The 17744-nt window shown below is 68.0% G+C and carries 15 protein-coding genes; 9 read left to right on the forward strand and 6 right to left on the reverse strand.

What is annotated here, in order from left to right:
• Positions 1-5 precede the first annotated feature (5 nt).
• Positions 6-1364 (forward strand): class I SAM-dependent RNA methyltransferase, encoded by a 1359-nt coding sequence (locus ACFWU5_RS14640; protein WP_379267496.1) that lies wholly within the window; start codon positions 6-8, stop codon positions 1362-1364.
• A 2-nt stretch (positions 1365-1366) separates the two neighbouring features.
• Here the strand turns inward: ACFWU5_RS14640 and ACFWU5_RS14645 are convergent, their stop codons facing one another.
• Positions 1367-2029 (reverse strand): SIMPL domain-containing protein, encoded by a 663-nt coding sequence (locus ACFWU5_RS14645; RefSeq protein WP_379267497.1) that lies wholly within the window; start codon positions 2027-2029, stop codon positions 1367-1369.
• A 60-nt stretch (positions 2030-2089) separates the two neighbouring features.
• Complete coding sequence (gene glsA / locus ACFWU5_RS14650; protein WP_379267533.1) at positions 2090-3898, reverse strand: glutaminase A; 1809 nt, start codon at positions 3896-3898, stop codon at positions 2090-2092.
• A gap of 313 nt (positions 3899-4211) precedes the next feature.
• On the opposite strand from glsA, the gene dxs reads away from it, so the two are divergent.
• The 3 genes from dxs to ACFWU5_RS14665 all read left to right on the forward strand — a co-directional run bounded on the left by dxs (position 4212) and on the right by ACFWU5_RS14665 (position 7929).
• Positions 4212-6110 carry a 1-deoxy-D-xylulose-5-phosphate synthase gene (gene dxs / locus ACFWU5_RS14655; protein WP_379242406.1) on the forward strand — a complete coding sequence of 633 codons (1899 nt, stop codon included), beginning with the start codon at positions 4212-4214 and terminating at the stop codon, positions 6108-6110.
• A gap of 101 nt (positions 6111-6211) precedes the next feature.
• Entirely contained in the window at positions 6212-7072 is an 861-nt protein-coding gene (locus tag ACFWU5_RS14660) for a 3-hydroxyacyl-CoA dehydrogenase NAD-binding domain-containing protein (RefSeq protein WP_379267498.1), read from the forward strand.
• A gap of 449 nt (positions 7073-7521) precedes the next feature.
• Positions 7522-7929 (forward strand): hypothetical protein, encoded by a 408-nt coding sequence (locus ACFWU5_RS14665; RefSeq protein WP_379267499.1) that lies wholly within the window; start codon positions 7522-7524, stop codon positions 7927-7929.
• Positions 7930-8152: 223 nt separating this feature from the next.
• Here the strand turns inward: ACFWU5_RS14665 and ACFWU5_RS14670 are convergent, their stop codons facing one another.
• Both ACFWU5_RS14670 and ACFWU5_RS14675 read right to left on the reverse strand, forming a co-directional pair.
• Positions 8153-9403, reverse strand: coding sequence for an HRDC domain-containing protein (locus tag ACFWU5_RS14670; RefSeq protein WP_379267500.1), 1251 nt, complete (start codon positions 9401-9403; stop codon positions 8153-8155).
• 22 nt (positions 9404-9425) lie between these two features.
• Positions 9426-9977, reverse strand: a complete 552-nt coding sequence (locus ACFWU5_RS14675; RefSeq protein WP_379242514.1) for a DUF3000 domain-containing protein — start codon at positions 9975-9977, stop codon at positions 9426-9428.
• 261 nt (positions 9978-10238) lie between these two features.
• On the opposite strand from ACFWU5_RS14675, the gene hemE reads away from it, so the two are divergent.
• The 5 genes from hemE to ACFWU5_RS14700 all read left to right on the forward strand — a co-directional run bounded on the left by hemE (position 10239) and on the right by ACFWU5_RS14700 (position 15906).
• Positions 10239-11294: a uroporphyrinogen decarboxylase gene (gene hemE / locus ACFWU5_RS14680; RefSeq protein WP_379242398.1), complete on the forward strand. Its 1056-nt coding sequence runs from the start codon at positions 10239-10241 to the stop codon at positions 11292-11294.
• 304 nt (positions 11295-11598) lie between these two features.
• Positions 11599-12957 (forward strand): protoporphyrinogen oxidase, encoded by a 1359-nt coding sequence (locus tag ACFWU5_RS14685; RefSeq protein WP_379267501.1) that lies wholly within the window; start codon positions 11599-11601, stop codon positions 12955-12957.
• Between the two features lie 58 nt (positions 12958-13015).
• The gene (locus tag ACFWU5_RS14690) at positions 13016-13213 is read left to right on the forward strand and encodes a hypothetical protein (RefSeq protein ID WP_379267502.1); all 198 of its coding nucleotides are present in this window, start codon (positions 13016-13018) and stop codon (positions 13211-13213) included.
• A 4-nt stretch (positions 13214-13217) separates the two neighbouring features.
• Positions 13218-13913, forward strand: a complete 696-nt coding sequence (gene hemQ, locus ACFWU5_RS14695) for a hydrogen peroxide-dependent heme synthase (protein WP_379267503.1) — start codon at positions 13218-13220, stop codon at positions 13911-13913.
• A 127-nt stretch (positions 13914-14040) separates the two neighbouring features.
• Positions 14041-15906 carry a glycosyl transferase gene (locus tag ACFWU5_RS14700; protein ID WP_379267504.1) on the forward strand — a complete coding sequence of 622 codons (1866 nt, stop codon included), beginning with the start codon at positions 14041-14043 and terminating at the stop codon, positions 15904-15906.
• A 3-nt stretch (positions 15907-15909) separates the two neighbouring features.
• Here ACFWU5_RS14700 and msrB read toward each other — a convergent pair whose 3' ends face one another.
• Positions 15910-16338, reverse strand: a complete 429-nt coding sequence (msrB, locus tag ACFWU5_RS14705; protein ID WP_379267505.1) for a peptide-methionine (R)-S-oxide reductase MsrB — start codon at positions 16336-16338, stop codon at positions 15910-15912.
• A 64-nt stretch (positions 16339-16402) separates the two neighbouring features.
• A complete protein-coding gene (locus ACFWU5_RS14710) occupies positions 16403-17722 on the reverse strand; it encodes a glycosyltransferase family 87 protein (protein WP_379267506.1) in 1320 nt (439 codons plus the stop codon).
• Between the last annotated feature and the right edge of the window lie 22 nt (positions 17723-17744).

Raw genomic sequence — 17744 nt, forward strand, 5'->3', positions numbered from 1 at the left:
TGGCCGTGAGTGATTGGAGCGGACAAGAGTTCGAGGTGCGCCTCGGGGCGCCGGGGCACGGCGGTTTCATCGTCGGGCGCCACGAGGGTCGGGTGGTGTTCGTGCGACACGGGCTACCCGGTGAGTTGGTGCGCGCCCGCGTGACCGAGGACCGCGGTGGCTCGTTCTGTCGCGCCGACGCCGTCGAGATCATCGAGGCGTCGCCCGATCGCGTGCCGGCCACCTGTCCGGTGTCGGGGCCGGGCGGGGCCGGGTGTTGCGATTTCTCCTTCGCCACGCCCGCCGCGCAACGGGCGCTCAAGGCCACCGTGGTCGAGGAGCAGTTGCGCCGGTTGGCCAAGGTCGAGCGGGAGATCACCGTCGAGCCGATCGCCGGTGATTCCGGTGATGTCACCGGTGGCTGGCGTACGCGGGTGCGTTTGGTGGTCGACGGTCAGGGGCGTGCCGGTGTGCACCGCTACCGCAGCACCGAGGTGATCCCGGATCTTCGCTGCCCGCAACCTGTTTCGGGCGCGCTGGACGGTGTCGCGGATCGACTGTGGACGCCGGGCGCTGACCTGGTGGTCGCCATCGACGGTGACGGGGTGCGTCACATCGTGGAACTGGCCGAGACGCCCGCCGCCGGGCCGTCGGGTCGGCCGGAGACCCCGCGCGGTGCGGGTCGTGGGCGTGGTCAGCGGCCCGGTCGTCGGCGTGAGTCCACGCCGCCGGTGGGCGATGAGCGTGGCGCGATCCGGGATCGGGCCGCGTCGCGGAAGTCGGCGATGAACGCGCCGCGCGAGGAGTGCGTGGTCGAGGGTTCGGGTCGGGTTGTGGAGTATGTGGCCGGGCGTCGCTGGGAACTGTCGGCGACCGGGTTCTGGCAGGCGCATCGCGGTGCGGCGCAATGCTATTCGGATCTGATCGCGGAGTGGTCGGGTCTGCAGCCCGGCGGTTCCGCGTGGGATCTGTACGCCGGTGTCGGTGTGTTCGCCGCGCGGTTGGCTGAGCAGACCGGACAGACCGGGGCGGTCACCGGTGTCGAGTCTGCTCGCTCGGCGGTGACGGATGGTGTTGCGGCACTGGGTGATCTGCCGTGGCTGGAACTGAGCACCGATCGCGTCGAACGGTGGGCGCGTGGAGCTACGGGACGGCCCGACGTCGTGGTGCTGGATCCGCCGCGTGCGGGTGCGGGCAAGGACGTGGTCGCCGCGGTGGCCGATGCGGATCCGCGTCGGATCGTGCACATCGGTTGCGACCCTGCGGCTTTCGCGCGCGACCTGGGTTTGTACCTGGACGCCGGGTACCACCTGTCGGAGTTGCGCGCGTTCGACGCGTTCCCCGGCACGCATCACGTGGAGTGCGTGGCCCTGCTGGACCGCTGACGTCAGGCCAGCGCCCACGTCACGCGCACGCTCGCGCCGACTTCTGTCTCGCCGGGAACCACCGGCACGGAGGAGTTGGCGCGAGCCATCAGCATCGGCGAGCCGTCCATTTCGGCGCTGATGTCGTAGGCGCGACTGGGAGCAGACGTGTCCTCGGTGATCTGCAGAACCGCGCCCAGGGAAACTCCGGCGCGCGTGGCGTACTGCTGGGCTTTGGCTTTCGCGTCGTCGAAGGCGGCGTCTCTGGCCTGTTCGAGCAGGGGTGCCGGGTCGGCGATCGCGCGGGTGAGCCCGCCCAGTCGCACGTCGTCGCCGCCCGCGTTCACCGCGGCGGCGACCGTGTCGGCGGGGTCGGTGTCGTCGCGCAGTGCCACGCTCAGCCCGGTCGAGGCCAGGTAGCCGGCGATTTCGGTGCGCCCGTTGTCGGTGTAGACGGTTTCGGTGCGCACGCTCAGCCCGCTGGTCGCCATGTCCGCGTCGCTGACTCCGGCGGACCGCAGCGCCGCGACCACCGCGCTCACCCGCTCACCGGCACGCCCATACGCTGCGGAAACGGTGCTCGCTCGCGATTCCACCGACAGGGTCACCCGGATCAGATCGGGGACCACGCGCACTGTTCCGCGTCCGAACGTTGTCGTGCTCGCCTGCGGGGATTTGCTGCTCACGGCGGTGCTCCTGTCGGTAGTCCTGTGGTGCCCAACGTCTCGCGCGTGCGGCTGGTTCCGTCAGTAGTTCTCGGCGTTGCCCGAGATGGTCCGCACGGTGGCATCCATCTGCGCGTACGCCCCTGCCGCGAGTCGTTGCAGCAGAGCCAGTTTCAGCTGCGGGTGTTCGCTGGTGAGTTCGTCGAACACCGCAGGGCTCATCACCGCCACCCGCACTTCGGTCTCGGCGACGACATCGTTGACGAACGTCTCCCCGACCAGCATCGGGATCTCCCCGAACGACATCCCCGACGACAACGTCACCAGCCGGTGCACCCGCCCGTCGGTGCCGGGAAACGTCATCCGCACCCGCCCGTCCAGAATCAGATACAGCCCCGACCGTTGCGCGCCACGCTCGGCGATCACCTCGCCGCGGGCGAAGGTCCGCGTCTCGAAATCGGCGGCGAGCCGGTCCCGATCGGCCGGGTCGAGGCTTGCCAGCAGCGGATGTTCGTCGAGGTCGATGGACTTGCAGGCGTTCAGGCCGGGCGGCCGGTGCCGGTCCAACACGATGTCCTCACACCATTCGGTCGCGGTGTCGCGGTCGATGAACACCCGTCCGCGCGGATCGTCGGGATCCAGGCTGGAGACCTCGTGCCCGAGCTTGGCGTCGGGATCCACCAGCGCCACGCGTGTGCCGCGCCGTACGAGTTCGGCCTGCAACTTGTCGGCCATCTCGCGGGCCACCTGACTCACCTCGCCGACGCGGCGCAGATCGATCACCAGCGCGTCGAGTTCCTCGGCTTTCCCTTCGATCGCGCGCACCGCCCGCTCGGCACCGGCGAACAGCAGGTCACCGTGCAGTTCGTACACGCGCGCCCGGTCACCATGCGAAGCCAGCACGGCGGCGTCCTCGGGCGTGCGACGCAACCGCGAAGGCAGTTGTGCCACCGAGTAATCCGCGCGAATGGCGGTGCGCGCGGACCGGGTCACGTGACAGAAATGCAGTTCCAGCCGTCGCGACAACTCCCGGCACGCAGCGACCCCGCGCACACTGTTGCCCTGCCCGTCCAGTCGCGGCGAATACACCGAGATCCCGATCTGCCCCGGCAGCACCGCGATGATCCCGCCACCGACCCCGCTCTTGGCGGGCAACCCGACCGTGGTCACCCAGTCGCCCGCCGCGTTGTACATGCCGCAGGTGGTCATCACGCTGAGTACCCGCTCGGTCAGCGACGTCGACAGCGCCCGCTCCCGTGTTCTCGGATTGACCCCGTTGTCGGCCAGCGTCGCCGCCATCACAGCCAGGTCGGCGCAGGTGATCTCGATCGAACACTGCCGGAAATACCGATCCACCGCCTCGTCGGGGTCGACGTCGATCACCCCCACCGACCGCAACATGTACCCGATCGCCCGGTTGCGATATCCGGTGCGCGCCTCGGATTCGTAGACCGCGGAGTTCATCGACAGTTCGCGCCCGGCGAACCGGGAGTAGCAGCGCCGCACCCGTTCGAACTTGTCGGCGGCATCGCGTCCGCGAATCAACGACGCCGCGGTGATCGCCCCCGAGTTGATCATCGGATTGCTCGGCCGCTGGGTGGTCGGTTCGAGGCTGATCTCGTTGAACGGTTCGCCCGAGGGTTCCACGTCGATGTGCTGGGCCACCCCGTCCACCCCGCGATCGGCCAGCGCCAGCGCGTAGGTGAACGGCTTGGAGATGGACTGGATGGTGAACCCGACATCGGTGTCGCCGACCTCGTAGACCAGCCCGTCGGCGGTGGCCAGGCACAGCCCGAACGCATCGGGGTCCACCGCCGCGAGTTCGGGGATGTAGTCCGCGGGTGCGCCGGAGGTGTCGTCGCGGCAGGCCGCGTACACGTCGTCGAGCATGCCCGCCACCACACCCGGGTCGATCGTGCGCGTGCTGTGCGGTCGGGTCACAGCGTCACCTTAGGTCGCTTCGCGGTGGGGGCGGGCGCGGACGCGCGGGGAGATAGTCCTCACAACGGCACGGTCGGTGAGGTAAGCCTTGGTCGCAGCCCAATTCTGTTCGCGCGCGCTGTTCAGCGGCCATCCGGCGGTATCGTCGGCGCGACCGTAGACCTTCCTGTGTGCACGCTGGGAAGGGCCCGCGAGCCGGTACCGGTCACGCGGGCAAATACACTGGGCGGATCACAATGTTGTCCGGAGGGAGCGAGTTCAGGTGGGAGTGCTGTCGAGGGTGGATTCACCCGAAGATCTGCGCCGGCTGAGCGTGCCGCAACTGCGCGAACTGGCGGGCGAGATCCGTGAGTTCCTGGTGCAGAAGGTCGCCGCCACCGGAGGCCATCTCGGCCCCAATCTCGGGGTGGTCGAGCTGACCATCGCCCTGCACCGGATCTTCGATTCGCCCGCGGATCCGTTGATCTTCGACACCGGTCATCAGGCCTACGTGCACAAGATCCTCACCGGCCGCAAGGATCGTTTCGACTCGCTGCGTTCGCGCGACGGACTGTCGGGTTACCCCAGTCGCGCCGAGAGCGAGCACGACTGGGTCGAGTCCTCGCACGCCTCGGCCGCGCTGTCGTATGTCGACGGTCTGGCCAAGGCGTTCGCGCTGACCCACCAGGACCGCACCCCGGTCGCGATCGTCGGTGACGGCGCGCTGACCGGCGGCATGTGCTGGGAGGCGCTCAACAACATCGCGGGCGCACCCGATCGCCCGGTGGTGGTGGTGGTCAACGACAACGGCCGCTCCTACGCCCCCACCATCGGTGGACTCGCGGACCGCCTGACCGCACTGCGCACCCAGCCCGCCTACGAGCACGCGCTGGTGGCAGGCAAACGCATCCTGAAAAGCATTCCCGCCGTGGGCGATTCGGCCTATTCGATGGTCCACGCCCTCAAGGCCGGGATCAAAGACGCGGTGAGCCCGCAGGAACTGTTCTCTGATCTGGGCATGAAATACGTCGGCCCGGTCGACGGCCACGACCTGGTCGCCCTGGAAGCGGCCCTGCGTCGCGCCAAGGACTTCGGTGGCCCGGTCGTGGTGCACGTGGTCACCCGCAAGGGCAACGGCTACGAGCACGCCGAGAACCACGTCGCCGATCAGATGCACGCCTGCGACCCGATCGACCCGCTCACCGGCCGCCCGCTGGCGGGCAAGAAGGCCAAGGGCTGGACCGCGGTGTTCTCCGAGGAGCTCATCGAACACGGCGCCCGCCGCGACGACATCGTGGCCATCACCGCCGCCATGCCCGGCCCCACCGGCCTTGCCGCGTTCGGTGAACGGTTCCCCGAGCGCATGTTCGACGTCGGCATCGCCGAACAGCACGGCATGGCATCCGCCGCCGGTCTGGCGCTGGGCGGCCTGCACCCGGTGATCGCCATCTATGCCACCTTCCTCAACCGCGCCTTCGACCAGCTGCTGATGGACGTGGCCCTGCTGAAGCAGCCCGTCACCGTGGTCCTGGACCGCGCGGGCGTGACCGGCCCCGACGGCGCCAGCCACAACGGCATGTGGGACTTCTCGCTGCTGGGCATCATCCCCGGCATCCGCGTGGCCGCCCCCCGCGACGGTGCCACCCTGCGTGAGGAACTGGCCGAAGCGCTGGCGATCTCCGACGGTCCGACCGTGCTGCGCTTCCCCAAAGGCAGTGTCGCCGAAGACATCACGGCCGTGGAACGCCTCGACGGTCTCGACGTGCTCCGCCTGGCCGTGCCCAGCGCCGGTTCCGCGCAGTCCCAGCACGGCGACGTCCTGATGGTGGCCGTGGGCCCGTTCGCCGACACCGCCATGAAGGTCGCCGAACTGCTGGAGCCCCAAGGCATTTCGGTCACCGTGGTGGACCCGCGCTGGGTCATCCCGGTGTCGGACACCCTGGTCAAGCTCGCCGAGAACTACCGCCTGGTGGTCACCGTCGAGGACGGCGGCCTGCACGGCGGCATCGGTTCCACGGTCTCCGCGCGCCTGCGCGACGCGGGCCTCGACGTGCCCACCCGCGATCTCGGTGTGCCGCAACAGTTCCTGGATCACGCCTCGCGCGGGGAGATCCTCGACGAGCTCGGCCTCACCCCCGACGCCATCGCCCAGCGCATCGGCGGGTGGCTGCAGGCCCGCTGACCTGCACCTTGCCCGCCGCGTGTCGGGTATTGCCGAGCTTGTGCTCCGCGTAGCCTCGCTGATGAACGGTCCGCTCGGGTTCCAGACTCGGAGGAGATTTCATGGCGAAAGTGGCGATCGTCGGTGCCGGTGTGATCGGTATCGGGTGGGCGAAGTTGTTCGCGCGCGGCGGCTGGGACGTCGCCCTGGCGGACCCCAGGCCCGACCTCGACCAGATCGTGCGGTCCGAACTGTCGGGCCTGTCGGTCACCGCCTACCCGGAGGCGGCCGCGGCCGCCGAGGGCGCCGACTACGTGCAGGAGGCGGGCCCCGAGCGTCTCGATTTCAAGCACAAGCTCTTCGCCGAGCTGGCCGACGCGACCGCGGGCGATGTCGTGCTCGCCTCGTCCTCGTCGTCGCTGCTGCCCTCCGAGATCGCCAAGGGCAGCCCCGCCGCGGACCGCATCCTGATCGGCCACCCGTTCAACCCCGCCGACCTCATGCCCCTGGTCGAGGTCGTCCCCGGCGAGAAAACCTCGTCCACGGCCATGGACCGCGCGATGCAGGTCTACAGCGACCTGGGTAAAACTCCGATCCGGTTGAAGCGCGAAATCCCCGGTTTCGTCGGCAACCGCCTGCAGAAAGTCTTCAACGACCAGTCCATCTACCTGGTCCAGCAGGACGTCATCGACGCCAAAGACCTGGACGACCTGGTCAAAGCCTCCCTCGGTCTGCGCTGGGCCACCGTCGGCCCGTTCGAAGGCATGAACCTGGGCGGCGGTCCCGCGGGCATCCTGCACCTGATGCAAAACGTCGGCTCGCAGATGACCTTCGAAATCGGGGAGCCGGACAAGTCCAAAATGGGCATGGTCATCAAGGAAGTGGACGCCGCGTACGGCAACGGCGAACAGAAATACGAGCAGGGCGTCACAGCCCGCGACGACAAGACCCGCAAGATCCTGAAAGTTCTCGACGAGAACTGACCCCGCCGCTCATCCCCGTGGCCGCCGGGAAACCACGGAAAAGTTCAACGGAATCCGCGGCTTCCCGTCCGGTAGCGTCCAACCCTGTTCGCAGGCAACAAGATCGGGAAACGCGGGCCAGTCCATATAGGGCAGTTCCACCAACCCCTCGATGACGAGCCCGGCCCCCAGCAGTGCCCCCACGATCTCGCCCAGGTCATGACGCCACTCGTGGCAGGTGGCGTGCTCGACCAGCCCCGCCGAATCCTCGGTGTAGGTACCCGAATCCGAGTACCTTCGACCACCACCCCAACCGAGCCCACGACACCGTGTCGGTCCCGATATGACACTGCATGTGTAGCAGGGACAGGCCCTGGATCCCGGACTCCGGAAGATGCGGCTGTGCGCGAAGGGTTTCCGGGAACTGGTCGGGGAGCGGAGCCGATCTGGATCGTGGAAGGATTGTGAGCGTGGAGCGGGAGAAGGCGATAGGCGACGCTCTGTCTCGCTCGCGCAGTTCGGATGCGGCAACCCGGATCAATTCGATTCCCGACCTCGCGAAGCTCGTCGACGACGACCGCGTGTGGGTCCGGCTGGGGGAACTGTTGGATGACGAGATCGTCACCACGGAGATCGACGCGGCCAGAGTGCTGTCCGCGAGTCGGGAGCTCGACGGGATTTTGGTGGTGCTCGAGGAGCTCGGGCGGCGGGCCGACGATCCCGATGCCGACTATATGGCGTACGTGCTGTACGAGCTGGAGGCCAGCGGGGAGGGGCCGTTCATGGCATCGCTGGCAGCCTCGGGGAATTCGATGACCGACAATCAGTTGTCTGCTCTGGAAGACCTGAAAGTTCTTCTGGGACCGCAGTTTACGTAGCGCCTATTCGGCCTAGCCGATGACCAGATCTCAGGGCGCGTAATGCGTTTGCCCGATGAGACGCCAGAGGTTAACGTCTCGACCGTCCTCGCCCAAGGCGCACTGGCTCCGGATGAATGCGCCCGATAGGTGGAGAGGGTGGCAGCCCGTTCGAGCCGGGCCGAGTCCGAGGGGAGTCACGTCACGTGGCTCCCTTAAGCCTCTGCCATGCCGACAGTTCGGCCTATTCGGTCGAAGGCGTCAGTGCCTTGCTCAAGGCAGGGACCGCGAGGGTGCGTTGCCAATTGCGTGCCCCTCCTGCGAGGAGGAACGCTTCGATCCTCGCGGACAGTTCTTCAGGCGTGCCGACGTTCTTGTAGTCGGGCAGCCCGTCCCAGCACAGTCGACGTACCAAATCGGGGGAGAGCAGGTTTTCGACCGGGATCGAATGTTCGGCGGACAGTTCGCCCATGGCACCGCGGGCGGTGGTGAGGCGGGCGGCGGCGACGGGGTCGCGGCGTTCCCAGCGGTTGACCGGGGGAGGGCCGTCGAAGGGCAGGGTCAGTGGGGGGAGTTCTTTGTCGGGGAGGGTGCGGCCTCGTTCGACGGCGGCCAGCCAGTCGCGGGAGTAGCGGCGTTGGCGGGGGCCGCCGTAGACGGGCAGGGTGCGCAGTTGGGCGATGGTGCGGGGTTCGCCGGTGGCGGCGGCGACGATGGCCGAGTCGGGCAGGATGCGGGAGGGGGCGACGTCGCGGGCGCGGGCCAGGTCGTCGCGGGTGGTCCACAGTTCGCGCACGATCGCCAGTTGGCGGGTGCGGCGCAGGGCGTGGATGCCGGAGGTGCGGCGCCAGCGGTCGGTTTTGGGGGTGGGCGGGTCCATGGTGCGCACGTGTTCGAATTCCTCGGCGGCCCAGTCGAATTTGCCCTGGTCGGTGAGGTCGGCGGCGACGGTGTCGCGCAGTTCCAGCAGCAGTTCCACGTCGAGGGCGGCGTAGTTGAGCCATTCGTCGGGCAGCGGGCGGCTGGACCAGTCGGCGGCGCCGTGACCCTTGCGTAGCGACCGGCCCAGCAGGTTTTCGACCATCGCGGCCAGGCCGACCCGTTCGTAACCGGCGATCCGACCGCCCAGTTCGGTGTCGAACAGGCGGGCGGGGCGCAAACCCAGTTCCGCCAGGCCAGGTAGGTCCTGGTCGGCGGAGTGCAGAACCCATTCGAGGCCGTTGATCGCGTCGGCCAGCGGCGCCAGGGCATCGGTGACCGGAATGGGGTCGATGAGGAACGAACCGGCGCCTTCGCGACGCAACTGGATCAGATACGCGCGTGCCGAATAGCGGAAACCGGACGCGCGTTCGGCGTCGACGGCCAGTGGGCCGGTACCCGCGGCGATGGCTTTGGCGGCCGCGGCGACCTCGTCGGCGGTGGTCAGCACAGGTGGAACCCCCTCAGCAGGGGCGAGCAGGGGCTCTGCTGCGGTGGGTTCCTCGGCGACCGACATAAACGTGAACTCTACGTGGCGATCAAGGGTGATCGGTGCGGGTATAGGACTCCGGTCGTAAATGGGTGACCCCGGCGGGCGGCAACCCGGCGGCGAAGGCCAGAACCTCGCAAAACGCCTCGACGTGTCGGCGCATCTCGGTGGTGGTCGCGGTCCACGACGCGCGCAGTTCGAGCTGGTGGGCGCGTGGTGGGCCCGCGATGTCGCCGTACCGGACCGAACTGGTCGCGGTGACGGTGCCGCCCAGCGCGGTGAACGGTTCGCCGCGCGATTCCAGCGAGTCCACCAGCCAGCTCCACGCGACCTCCGGGAGCAGAGGGTCCGCGGCCAGCGCGGCGTCGATATCGGCCTGGATGTAGGCGACCAGCCGGAACACACCGTGCCAGGCCTCGTCGCCGTCGGGGTCGTGTAGCAGGATCAGCCTGCCGAACGCGTCGCCTTCGGAGTCGATCGGCACCACGGGGGTGTCGGGGTGGATGACCTCCGCTCCGAGCGCATAGGAGAACGGCGCCAACCGTTGCGGGGGACGGATAGGCGCCAACTCGATTCGGGGGTGCACTGTTGCGGTGCCCATCGCATCGACCGCCGCCCGGAAAGAAGCAGGCTCGCGGGGAGTCCCCCCAGTCGGTGCGGCGCCGTCGCGGATGTCGAGCGGTGTCACGAGGGGCAACGGTAGACCGTGGGTGCCCGGCGCCGTTGGAGGCGCGCCGCCCTGCGCGTTGCGTGCGGGTCGCGTTGCGCAGGGCGCATTCTGGGGGTCGGTTCGATGCGCTATATGCGACGGAAGGCCCTTCGATCGGTGGGTGTGCGCTTGCCGCCTAGGATGAACGGCGATATGAGCACTTACACCCGCCGCCGGTTGACCGATGCCCCTTTCCTGGCCGCCGCCACCGGCGCGACGCCGAGCAGGCGCCCGGTGTGGTTCATGCGCCAGGCCGGCCGCTCCCTGCCGGAGTACCGCGAACTGCGCAAGGGCATCGGCATGCTCGAGTCGTGCTTCGACCCGGAGCTGGTGTGTGAGATCACCATGCAGCCGATCCGCCGACACGACGTCGACGCGGCAATCCTGTTCTCCGACATCGTCGTTCCCCTCAAGGCCGCGGGCGTCGACCTCGACATCGTCCCCGGTGTCGGCCCGGTCATCGCCTCGCCGATTCGCACCGAAGCCGACGTGCGCGCGCTGCCGCGACTGCGCCCCGAACAGGTCGGCGCGGTCACCGAAGGCGTGCGACTGCTCACCGACGCACTCGGCGACACCCCGCTCATCGGTTTCGCGGGCGCCCCGTTCACCCTGGCCTCCTACCTGGTGGAAGGCGGGCCGAGCAAGCAACACGAGCGCACCAAGGCGATGATGCACGCCGACCCGAAGACCTGGCACGCCCTGCTCGGCGCCCTCACCGACATCACCATCGCCTTCCTGCAGGCCCAGCTGTCGGCCGGGGTCGACGCGGTGCAGCTGTTCGACTCCTGGGCGGGCGCGTTGTCGCTGGCCGATTACCGCGAGTTCGTGATGCCGCATTCGGAGCGGGTGTTCGCGGAGGTGGCGTCGGCGGGCGTGCCGCGTATTCACTTCGGTGTCGGCACGGGCGAACTGCTCGGGGCGATGGGCGAAGTCGGTGCCGACGTGGTCGGTGTCGATTGGCGGGTGCCGCTCACCGAGGCCGTTCGTCGGGTCGGCGCCGGAAAAGGCTTGCAGGGCAACCTGGATCCCGCGATCCTGTTCGCCGGTTTCGACGCGGTCGAGGCCGAGACGCGGCGGATCGTGCGGGAAGCGGACGAGGCGATCACCCTCGGCGCGACCGGCCACATCTTCAACCTGGGCCATGGGGTGCCGCCCGAAACAGATCCCGGCGTGCTGACCGCGTTGGTCGAACTGGTGCATTCGCTGTAGAACACAGCCGAGCGACCGGCGTAATCACGCAATCGGTGCCTTTTCGATCAGAATTCTGATTTTTGGGAGCCGTTTTGCGTGATTGCGCCGGTCTGTCGGCCGCTCGGTCGGATTTCGAGACCGGTGTGCGTCCAGCGCGGACCGTCGAGTGCGGGTTTGACCGGCGTAATCGACCAATCGGCGTGCTCGCACCGCGATTTTCCGCCTGAAGCGAGCCGTTTTGGTCGATTAGGCCGGGTGATCCAGCCGACATCGGAGCGGGTGGGTGTCGTCGGTCGGCGGCGAGCGCGATTACGGTCGGGGGATGCGGATCGCGGTTATCGGTGGCGGAATCAGCGGGCTCGTGGCGGCCTATCGGTTGCGGCAGCGGCTGGGGGACAGCGTCGACATCGTCGTGCTCGAGCAGAGTGGGCGGATCGGCGGGGTGCTGCACACCGGTGAATTGGCGGGGGAGCCAGTGGATCTGGGTGCTGAGGCCTTCGTGGGGCGCAGGCCTGAAGTGCTCGAGTTGATGAGTGAGCTCGGCCTGGACGACCAGTTGGTGCGGCCCGCGGGGAAGCGTCCGCTGATCTGGGCGCAAGGGTCGGCGCATCCGTTGCCGGGGCGCACGCTGATGGGGATTCCGTCCGATGCCGAGTCGCTGCGCGGGCTGGTCGACGAAGCGACCCTCGCTCGGGTGGCTGCCGAAGCGGACCGCCCGATGGACTGGGAGCCCGGCTCCGACGTCGACGTGCAAACCCTGGTGGGGGACCGGTTCGGCCTCCAGGTAGTCGAACGCAGCGTGGATCCGTTGCTGGGCGGGGTGTACGCGGGGACCAGCGCTTCCATCGGCATCCGCGCCGCACTACCCACCCTCGCCGAGGCACTCGATGCGGGGGCGTCCAGCCTCACCGAGGCGGTCAGGGCGGCAATGCCCGCGCCCAGCACTGCCCCGGTATTCGGTGGACTGCGTGACGGTTACGGAGCCCTGCTCGCCGCACTGTCCGAAGCATCGGGAGCCCGATTCATCACCACCACGGCCGGCACGCGAGTTGCTCGCGGTCTCAAAGGCTGGGTAGTCGATCCGCTAGGAGCCGTCGACGCCGTCGTGATCGCGACGCCCGCCCCCGTCGCCGCCCGCCTGCTGCACTACGTGGCACCGGAAGCAGCCGAAGCCGCGGCAGGCATCGAACTGTCCTCGTCGGCACTGGTCGCCATGGCCCTGCCACACGAAACCCCACTACCCGACAACTCCGGCATCCTCGTAGCCACCGGAGAACCCTTGCGCGCCAAGGCTTTCACCCTGTCCAGCCGCAAATGGCCCCACCTGGCCGAACGCGACGTCGCCCTGGTCCGCGCCTCCTTCGGCCGCCTCGGCGACGACAAACCCCTGTCCTGGACCGACGACGAACTCATCGCCGCAGCGATCACCGACCTGACCACCGTCACCGGCATCCCGATCACCCCCCTCGAAGCGGTGGTCCAACGCTGGCCCGGCGGCCTCCCGCAATACGCCCCCGGCCACACCGACCGCATCGCCACCCTCGAATCCGCCCTCGCACCCCTCGACGCCCTCGCGGTGGCAGGCGCCTACCTCCACGGCGTCGGCGTCCCGGCCTGCGTGGCCTCGGGCACCGCGGCGGCCGACCGGATCGCCACCACCGTCGCGTCGCACATCAACTGACACACCCCGCGGCGTGTCACCGAGCCCCGCTGATAGCGGTGTTGCATGATCGCCCGCTGTGACCATCACCGGTGAAACGACCAGCGCCCGTTCCCTGATCCTCGATCCCGACCTGGGGCCCGTCGAAATCCATGCCGGTGAGGTGACGACGGTGACCTCGATGTTCGGCAGTGACGAATCCTCGTCGTGGCGGGCGAGCAGGCCGCGCCGGGATGTGGCCCCAGCGGTGGTCGAAAACCCCGCAGTGGCACCATAGATCCATGGCGCGACTCGACTACCAGGCCCTCAATTCCACCATTCGCTACCTGATGTTCTCGGTGTTCCAGGTGCAGCCGGGGCTGCTCGGTGAGGATCGCACCGCGGCGATCAAGGAGGCGCGGGCGTTCTTCGACGGGCTCGCCGACAAGGGTGTGGTGTTGCGTGGGATCTACGACGTGGCGGGGTTGCGGGCCGACGCCGATTTCATGCTGTGGACCCATGCCGAGCGGGTCGAGGACCTGCAGGCCGCGTACTCGGATTTCCGTCGCACCACCGAACTGGGCCGGGCGAGCGCGCCGGTGTGGAGCAACGTCGCGGTGCACCGTCCCGCGGAGTTCAACAAGAGCCACATTCCCGCGTTCCTGGCGGGGGAGGACCCGGGCAACTACATCTGCGTCTACCCGTTCGTGCGTTCGTACGAGTGGTACCTGCTGCCCGACGAGGATCGCCGCAAGATGCTCGCCGACCACGGCAAGGCCGCGCGCGGCTACCCGGACGTGCGGGCCAACACCGTGACCTCGATGGCGCTGGGTGACTACGAGTGGCTGCTCGCCTTCGAGGCGCCCGAACTGCACCGGATCGTGGATTTGATGCGTGACCTGCGGGCCACCGAGGCTCGACTGCATGTGCGCGAAGAGGTGCCGTTCTTCACCGGGCCGCGCGTGGAGGTCGAACAGTTGGTCAACGCCCTGCCGTAACGCACCGATCACCGAAAGGCCCAGTCGTGGACTGGGCCTTTCTCGTTGGCCTGAAGTCGCGGCGGCGGCGCCCCTCGAGTATCGTGAGCGGGCCGATTGTGGCTTTGAGGTTTAGAGAGATACGCGCGTGGTTATAGGGTGGGGAACGGACCGGTCCGAGCAGGATCGCTCCGCGGTAGCAGTCATCGATCGGGCCCAACCGGAAACGGTTGAGCAGCGCCCCACGCACTGGCTGCGCCGCGCGCGCACCGACCTGGTCGTGGCGGGTTCCTATCTGTCGTTGGCGGTGTTCGTGCTCGCCGGGCTGTGGTCCAACACCGGCAGCGGTTACCTGAGCAAGAGCGATCAGGATCAGACGCTGTACGAGTGGTTCTACGCGATCACCGCGCACAACCTCACCCACTCGGAAAACCCGTTCAGCACCCAGTTGCAGAACTATCCCGACGGCATCAACATGATGGCCAACACCCTCATGTACGGCTGGGGTGTCCCGTTCACGCCGATCACTCTGCTGTTCGGGCCGACCGTGACCTTCGTGGCGGCCCTGACCTTCGGCCTGTTCGGCACGGCTTTCGCCTGGTACTGGGTGTTCTCGCGCGAACTGGTGTCCTCGAAGTTCGCCGCGGCCGTCGGCGGTGCGTTCTGCGGTTTCGCCCCCGCGATGATCGCGCACACCAACGGGCACGCGAACTTCGTGTTCCTGATGTTGCTGCCGCTGATCGCGGTGCGGGTGATCAAAATGGCCCGGTACGCGGAGGACAACGTCGGGTCGGGACCGGTGTGGCAGCCACGCGCCGCGGTCGTGCTCGGGTTGTTGGTCGCGCTGCAGCTCACGCTGGGGGAGGAGCCGCTGCTGATCTTCGCGCTCGGTTTCGCGGGCTTCGCGCTGGCCTACCTGCGCACCCCGCGCGCCATCGCGTTCACCGCGCGCGCGGCGGCTCCGTCGATCCTGCTCGCGGCGCTGGTCACGTTGACGCTCACCGGTTTCGGGTTGTGGTGGCAGTTCGCCGGACCGCAGTCGTATCGGTTCGTCGGGACCGGCCGGGTCGGCAACGACATCATTTCGCTGTTCCAGTTCTCGCCGGAGTCGGCGGGCGCGATGTTCTCGTTCGGCCCGGACGTGGCCATCAATCCGACCGAGGAGAACACCTACTTCGGCTGGCCGCTGCTGCTGCTCATGGCAGTGGTCGTGTACCGCCTGTGGCATGAGCGCATCGTGCGGGCTGCCGCGGTCGTGGGGGTGGTGTTCACGGCGCTGTCGATGGGCATCGTGATGTCGTTCGACGGCGTGCTGCGCTTCCGCGAGGGCGAATATTCCATGATCCCGATGCCGTGGCTGGCCTTCGGGTGGATTCCGCCGCTGAACGGGATGATCGAATCCCGGTTGGCCATGGTGGCCATTCCGGCCATCGCGATCGGCCTGGTCCTGTGCACCCAGCGGGCGATCGACTCGGTGCGAACCTCCGGCGTGACACGTCGGTCCGTTGCCTGGTTCGGCGCGATGGCGTTCGCGCTGCTGCCCCTCGCACCGACCATGGTGCCCGTCACCGAACGCCCCGCCACGCCCGCGTTCTTCGCCGAAGGCACTGTGCGACAGTACATTTCGGGCGGCTCGCTGGTGATCGTGCCGCCGCCGACCTCGGGCGACGCCATCGCGCTGCGGTGGCAGATCGACGCCGACTTCGCCTTCCCGCTGGTGGGCGGCTACTTCGTTGGCCCGATCGGTGAGACCCGCGAGTCCGGTTACGGCGCCGACCCGCGCTCCACCGCGACTCTGCTCATGCTGGTCCGCAAGACCAATATCGTTCCGGTCATCGACGACGCGCGGCGCGCGCAGGCCATGGCCGACCTGCGCTACTGGGGTGCCGACGTGCTGGTGCTGCCACCCAGCCACAACGACGATGCCATGCGCCGCACCGTGGACGGCTTGCTCGGCATGCCGGGCAAGCAGGTCGACGGCGTGTGGGTGTGGGACGTGCGCGATCTGGTGTGACCGCTACTGCGCGGAAGGCTTGAGCCGCAAGGAAATCGAGTTGATGCAGTACCGCTGATCGGTGGGCGTCGGATACCCCTCGCCTTCGAAGACGTGGCCGAGGTGGCTGTGGCAGTTCGCGCAGACCACCTCGACCCGGCGCATACCGATGGTGTCGTCGGGTTTGAGGATCACCGCGTCGGAATCGGCGGGGTCGAAGAACGACGGCCACCCGCAGTGCGAGTCGAATTTCTCTGTGCTGCGGAACAATTCGGCGTCGCAGGCGCGACAGGTGTAGACACCGTCGGTCTTGGTGTCGGTGTATTCGCCGATGAACGGGCGCTCGGTGGCGGCCTCGCGCAGCACGGCGTATTCCTCGGGGTCCAGTTTCGCCCGCCATTGCTGCGGCGTGAGCTGGATGCGCGGCGCGGGCAACGAAGTATCGGAACTCATGGCTCCACGCTAATGGTTTCGGCCGGTGCGCGCCGTGAGGGGCGCGTCACCGGCCGGGAAACGCTTACTTGAGCGCGGGCTCGCGTTCCTCACGCGGGGCCTGCGGCCGCGGCGGAACCTTGGCCGGGGGCGGGGTCACCGGCTCGTCGGTGCGGTCGCGCGAATCGGGTGCGTCGGTCATCCACGCCGGGTCGATGCCGAACTGCAGCCTGTTCTCGCGTCGAGCGGCCAGGTACCGGTCGCCCAGCACACAGAACACCACGATGAGCAGCAGTCCCCAGCCGAACGTCACCCGCAGGTATTCGAGGTTGCGGCCGATGTCCTGCCAGCGATCCGACAGCCACTTGTCGTAGGTCATGAACCCGAAGATGGCCAGCCACGCGGGCCAGTTGCGCAGCACGGAATTGCGCAGCACCACGGTCATCAGGAACGGGAACAGCATCATCGAGTAGTACATCTGGCCCAGCGACGGCAGCAGGAACCATGCGGTGAGCAGCACACCGGAGAACGCGGTGACGAAGAACAGTTCGTCGTGGCGGTAGTAGCGCCACAGCAGCCACAGCGACACCGCCACCACGGCGGCCATCAAGACCTTGACCAGCAGGGTCAGCCAGTCCGGCAATCCGTAGTAGAGCCCGCTGCCACCGACCGAACTGTTGAAGTAATCGCGAGTCTCGGACAGATACGGCATCACGTGGGTGAAGAACTTCTCAGGGTCCGCCGACAGCGGCCAGGCGATCGCGGTGAGCACCACCGGCACACCGAGCGCGGTGATGAAGACCTTCCACTGGCCGCGAACGGCCGCCACCAACAGCAACGGCGCCAGCGTCGGTTTCACCGCGATGCTCAAACCCAGCGCCACACCGGCCCAGAGGTCTTTACGCGCCAGCAGCAGCGTGATGAACAGCATTTCGGCCAGCAGCAGGCAGCCGTTGACGTTGGTGAAGACCAACGTATTGGTCACCGTTTCGGAGCTGAACATCGCCAGCAGCAGCGCCGGCGCGGCAACCGACCCGATCCCGAACTTGAACAGGCGAAGAATCAGGTACCAGGCGAGCACGATCGCGGCCGCGTTGAGCCCGATGAACAGCCAGCGCGACAGTTCGTATTCGATGATCGCCACCGGCGCGATCAGCAACGTACCGCTGGGGTAGTAGAGATAGTGCGGGTCCACCGACGAGAAGTCGGCGGTGTACAGCGGCTTGCCGTTCAGGAACGCGAACGACGCGTTGTACACCGGCCGGTAGTCGTCGGTGACGAACCCGTTGATCGCCTTGATGAAGACGCGGTTCAGCACCATCATGACCGCGAACGGCCACAGGGCGAACTTGATCACCTCGGCGGTGGTGCGAGCGGTACGCGGCTCGAGCTGTCGGAACAACACTCGGGCACGGTACACCGGATCG

The organism is Nocardia sp. NPDC058640, assembly GCF_042716995.1.
Classification (GTDB): Bacteria; Actinomycetota; Actinomycetes; order Mycobacteriales; family Mycobacteriaceae; genus Nocardia.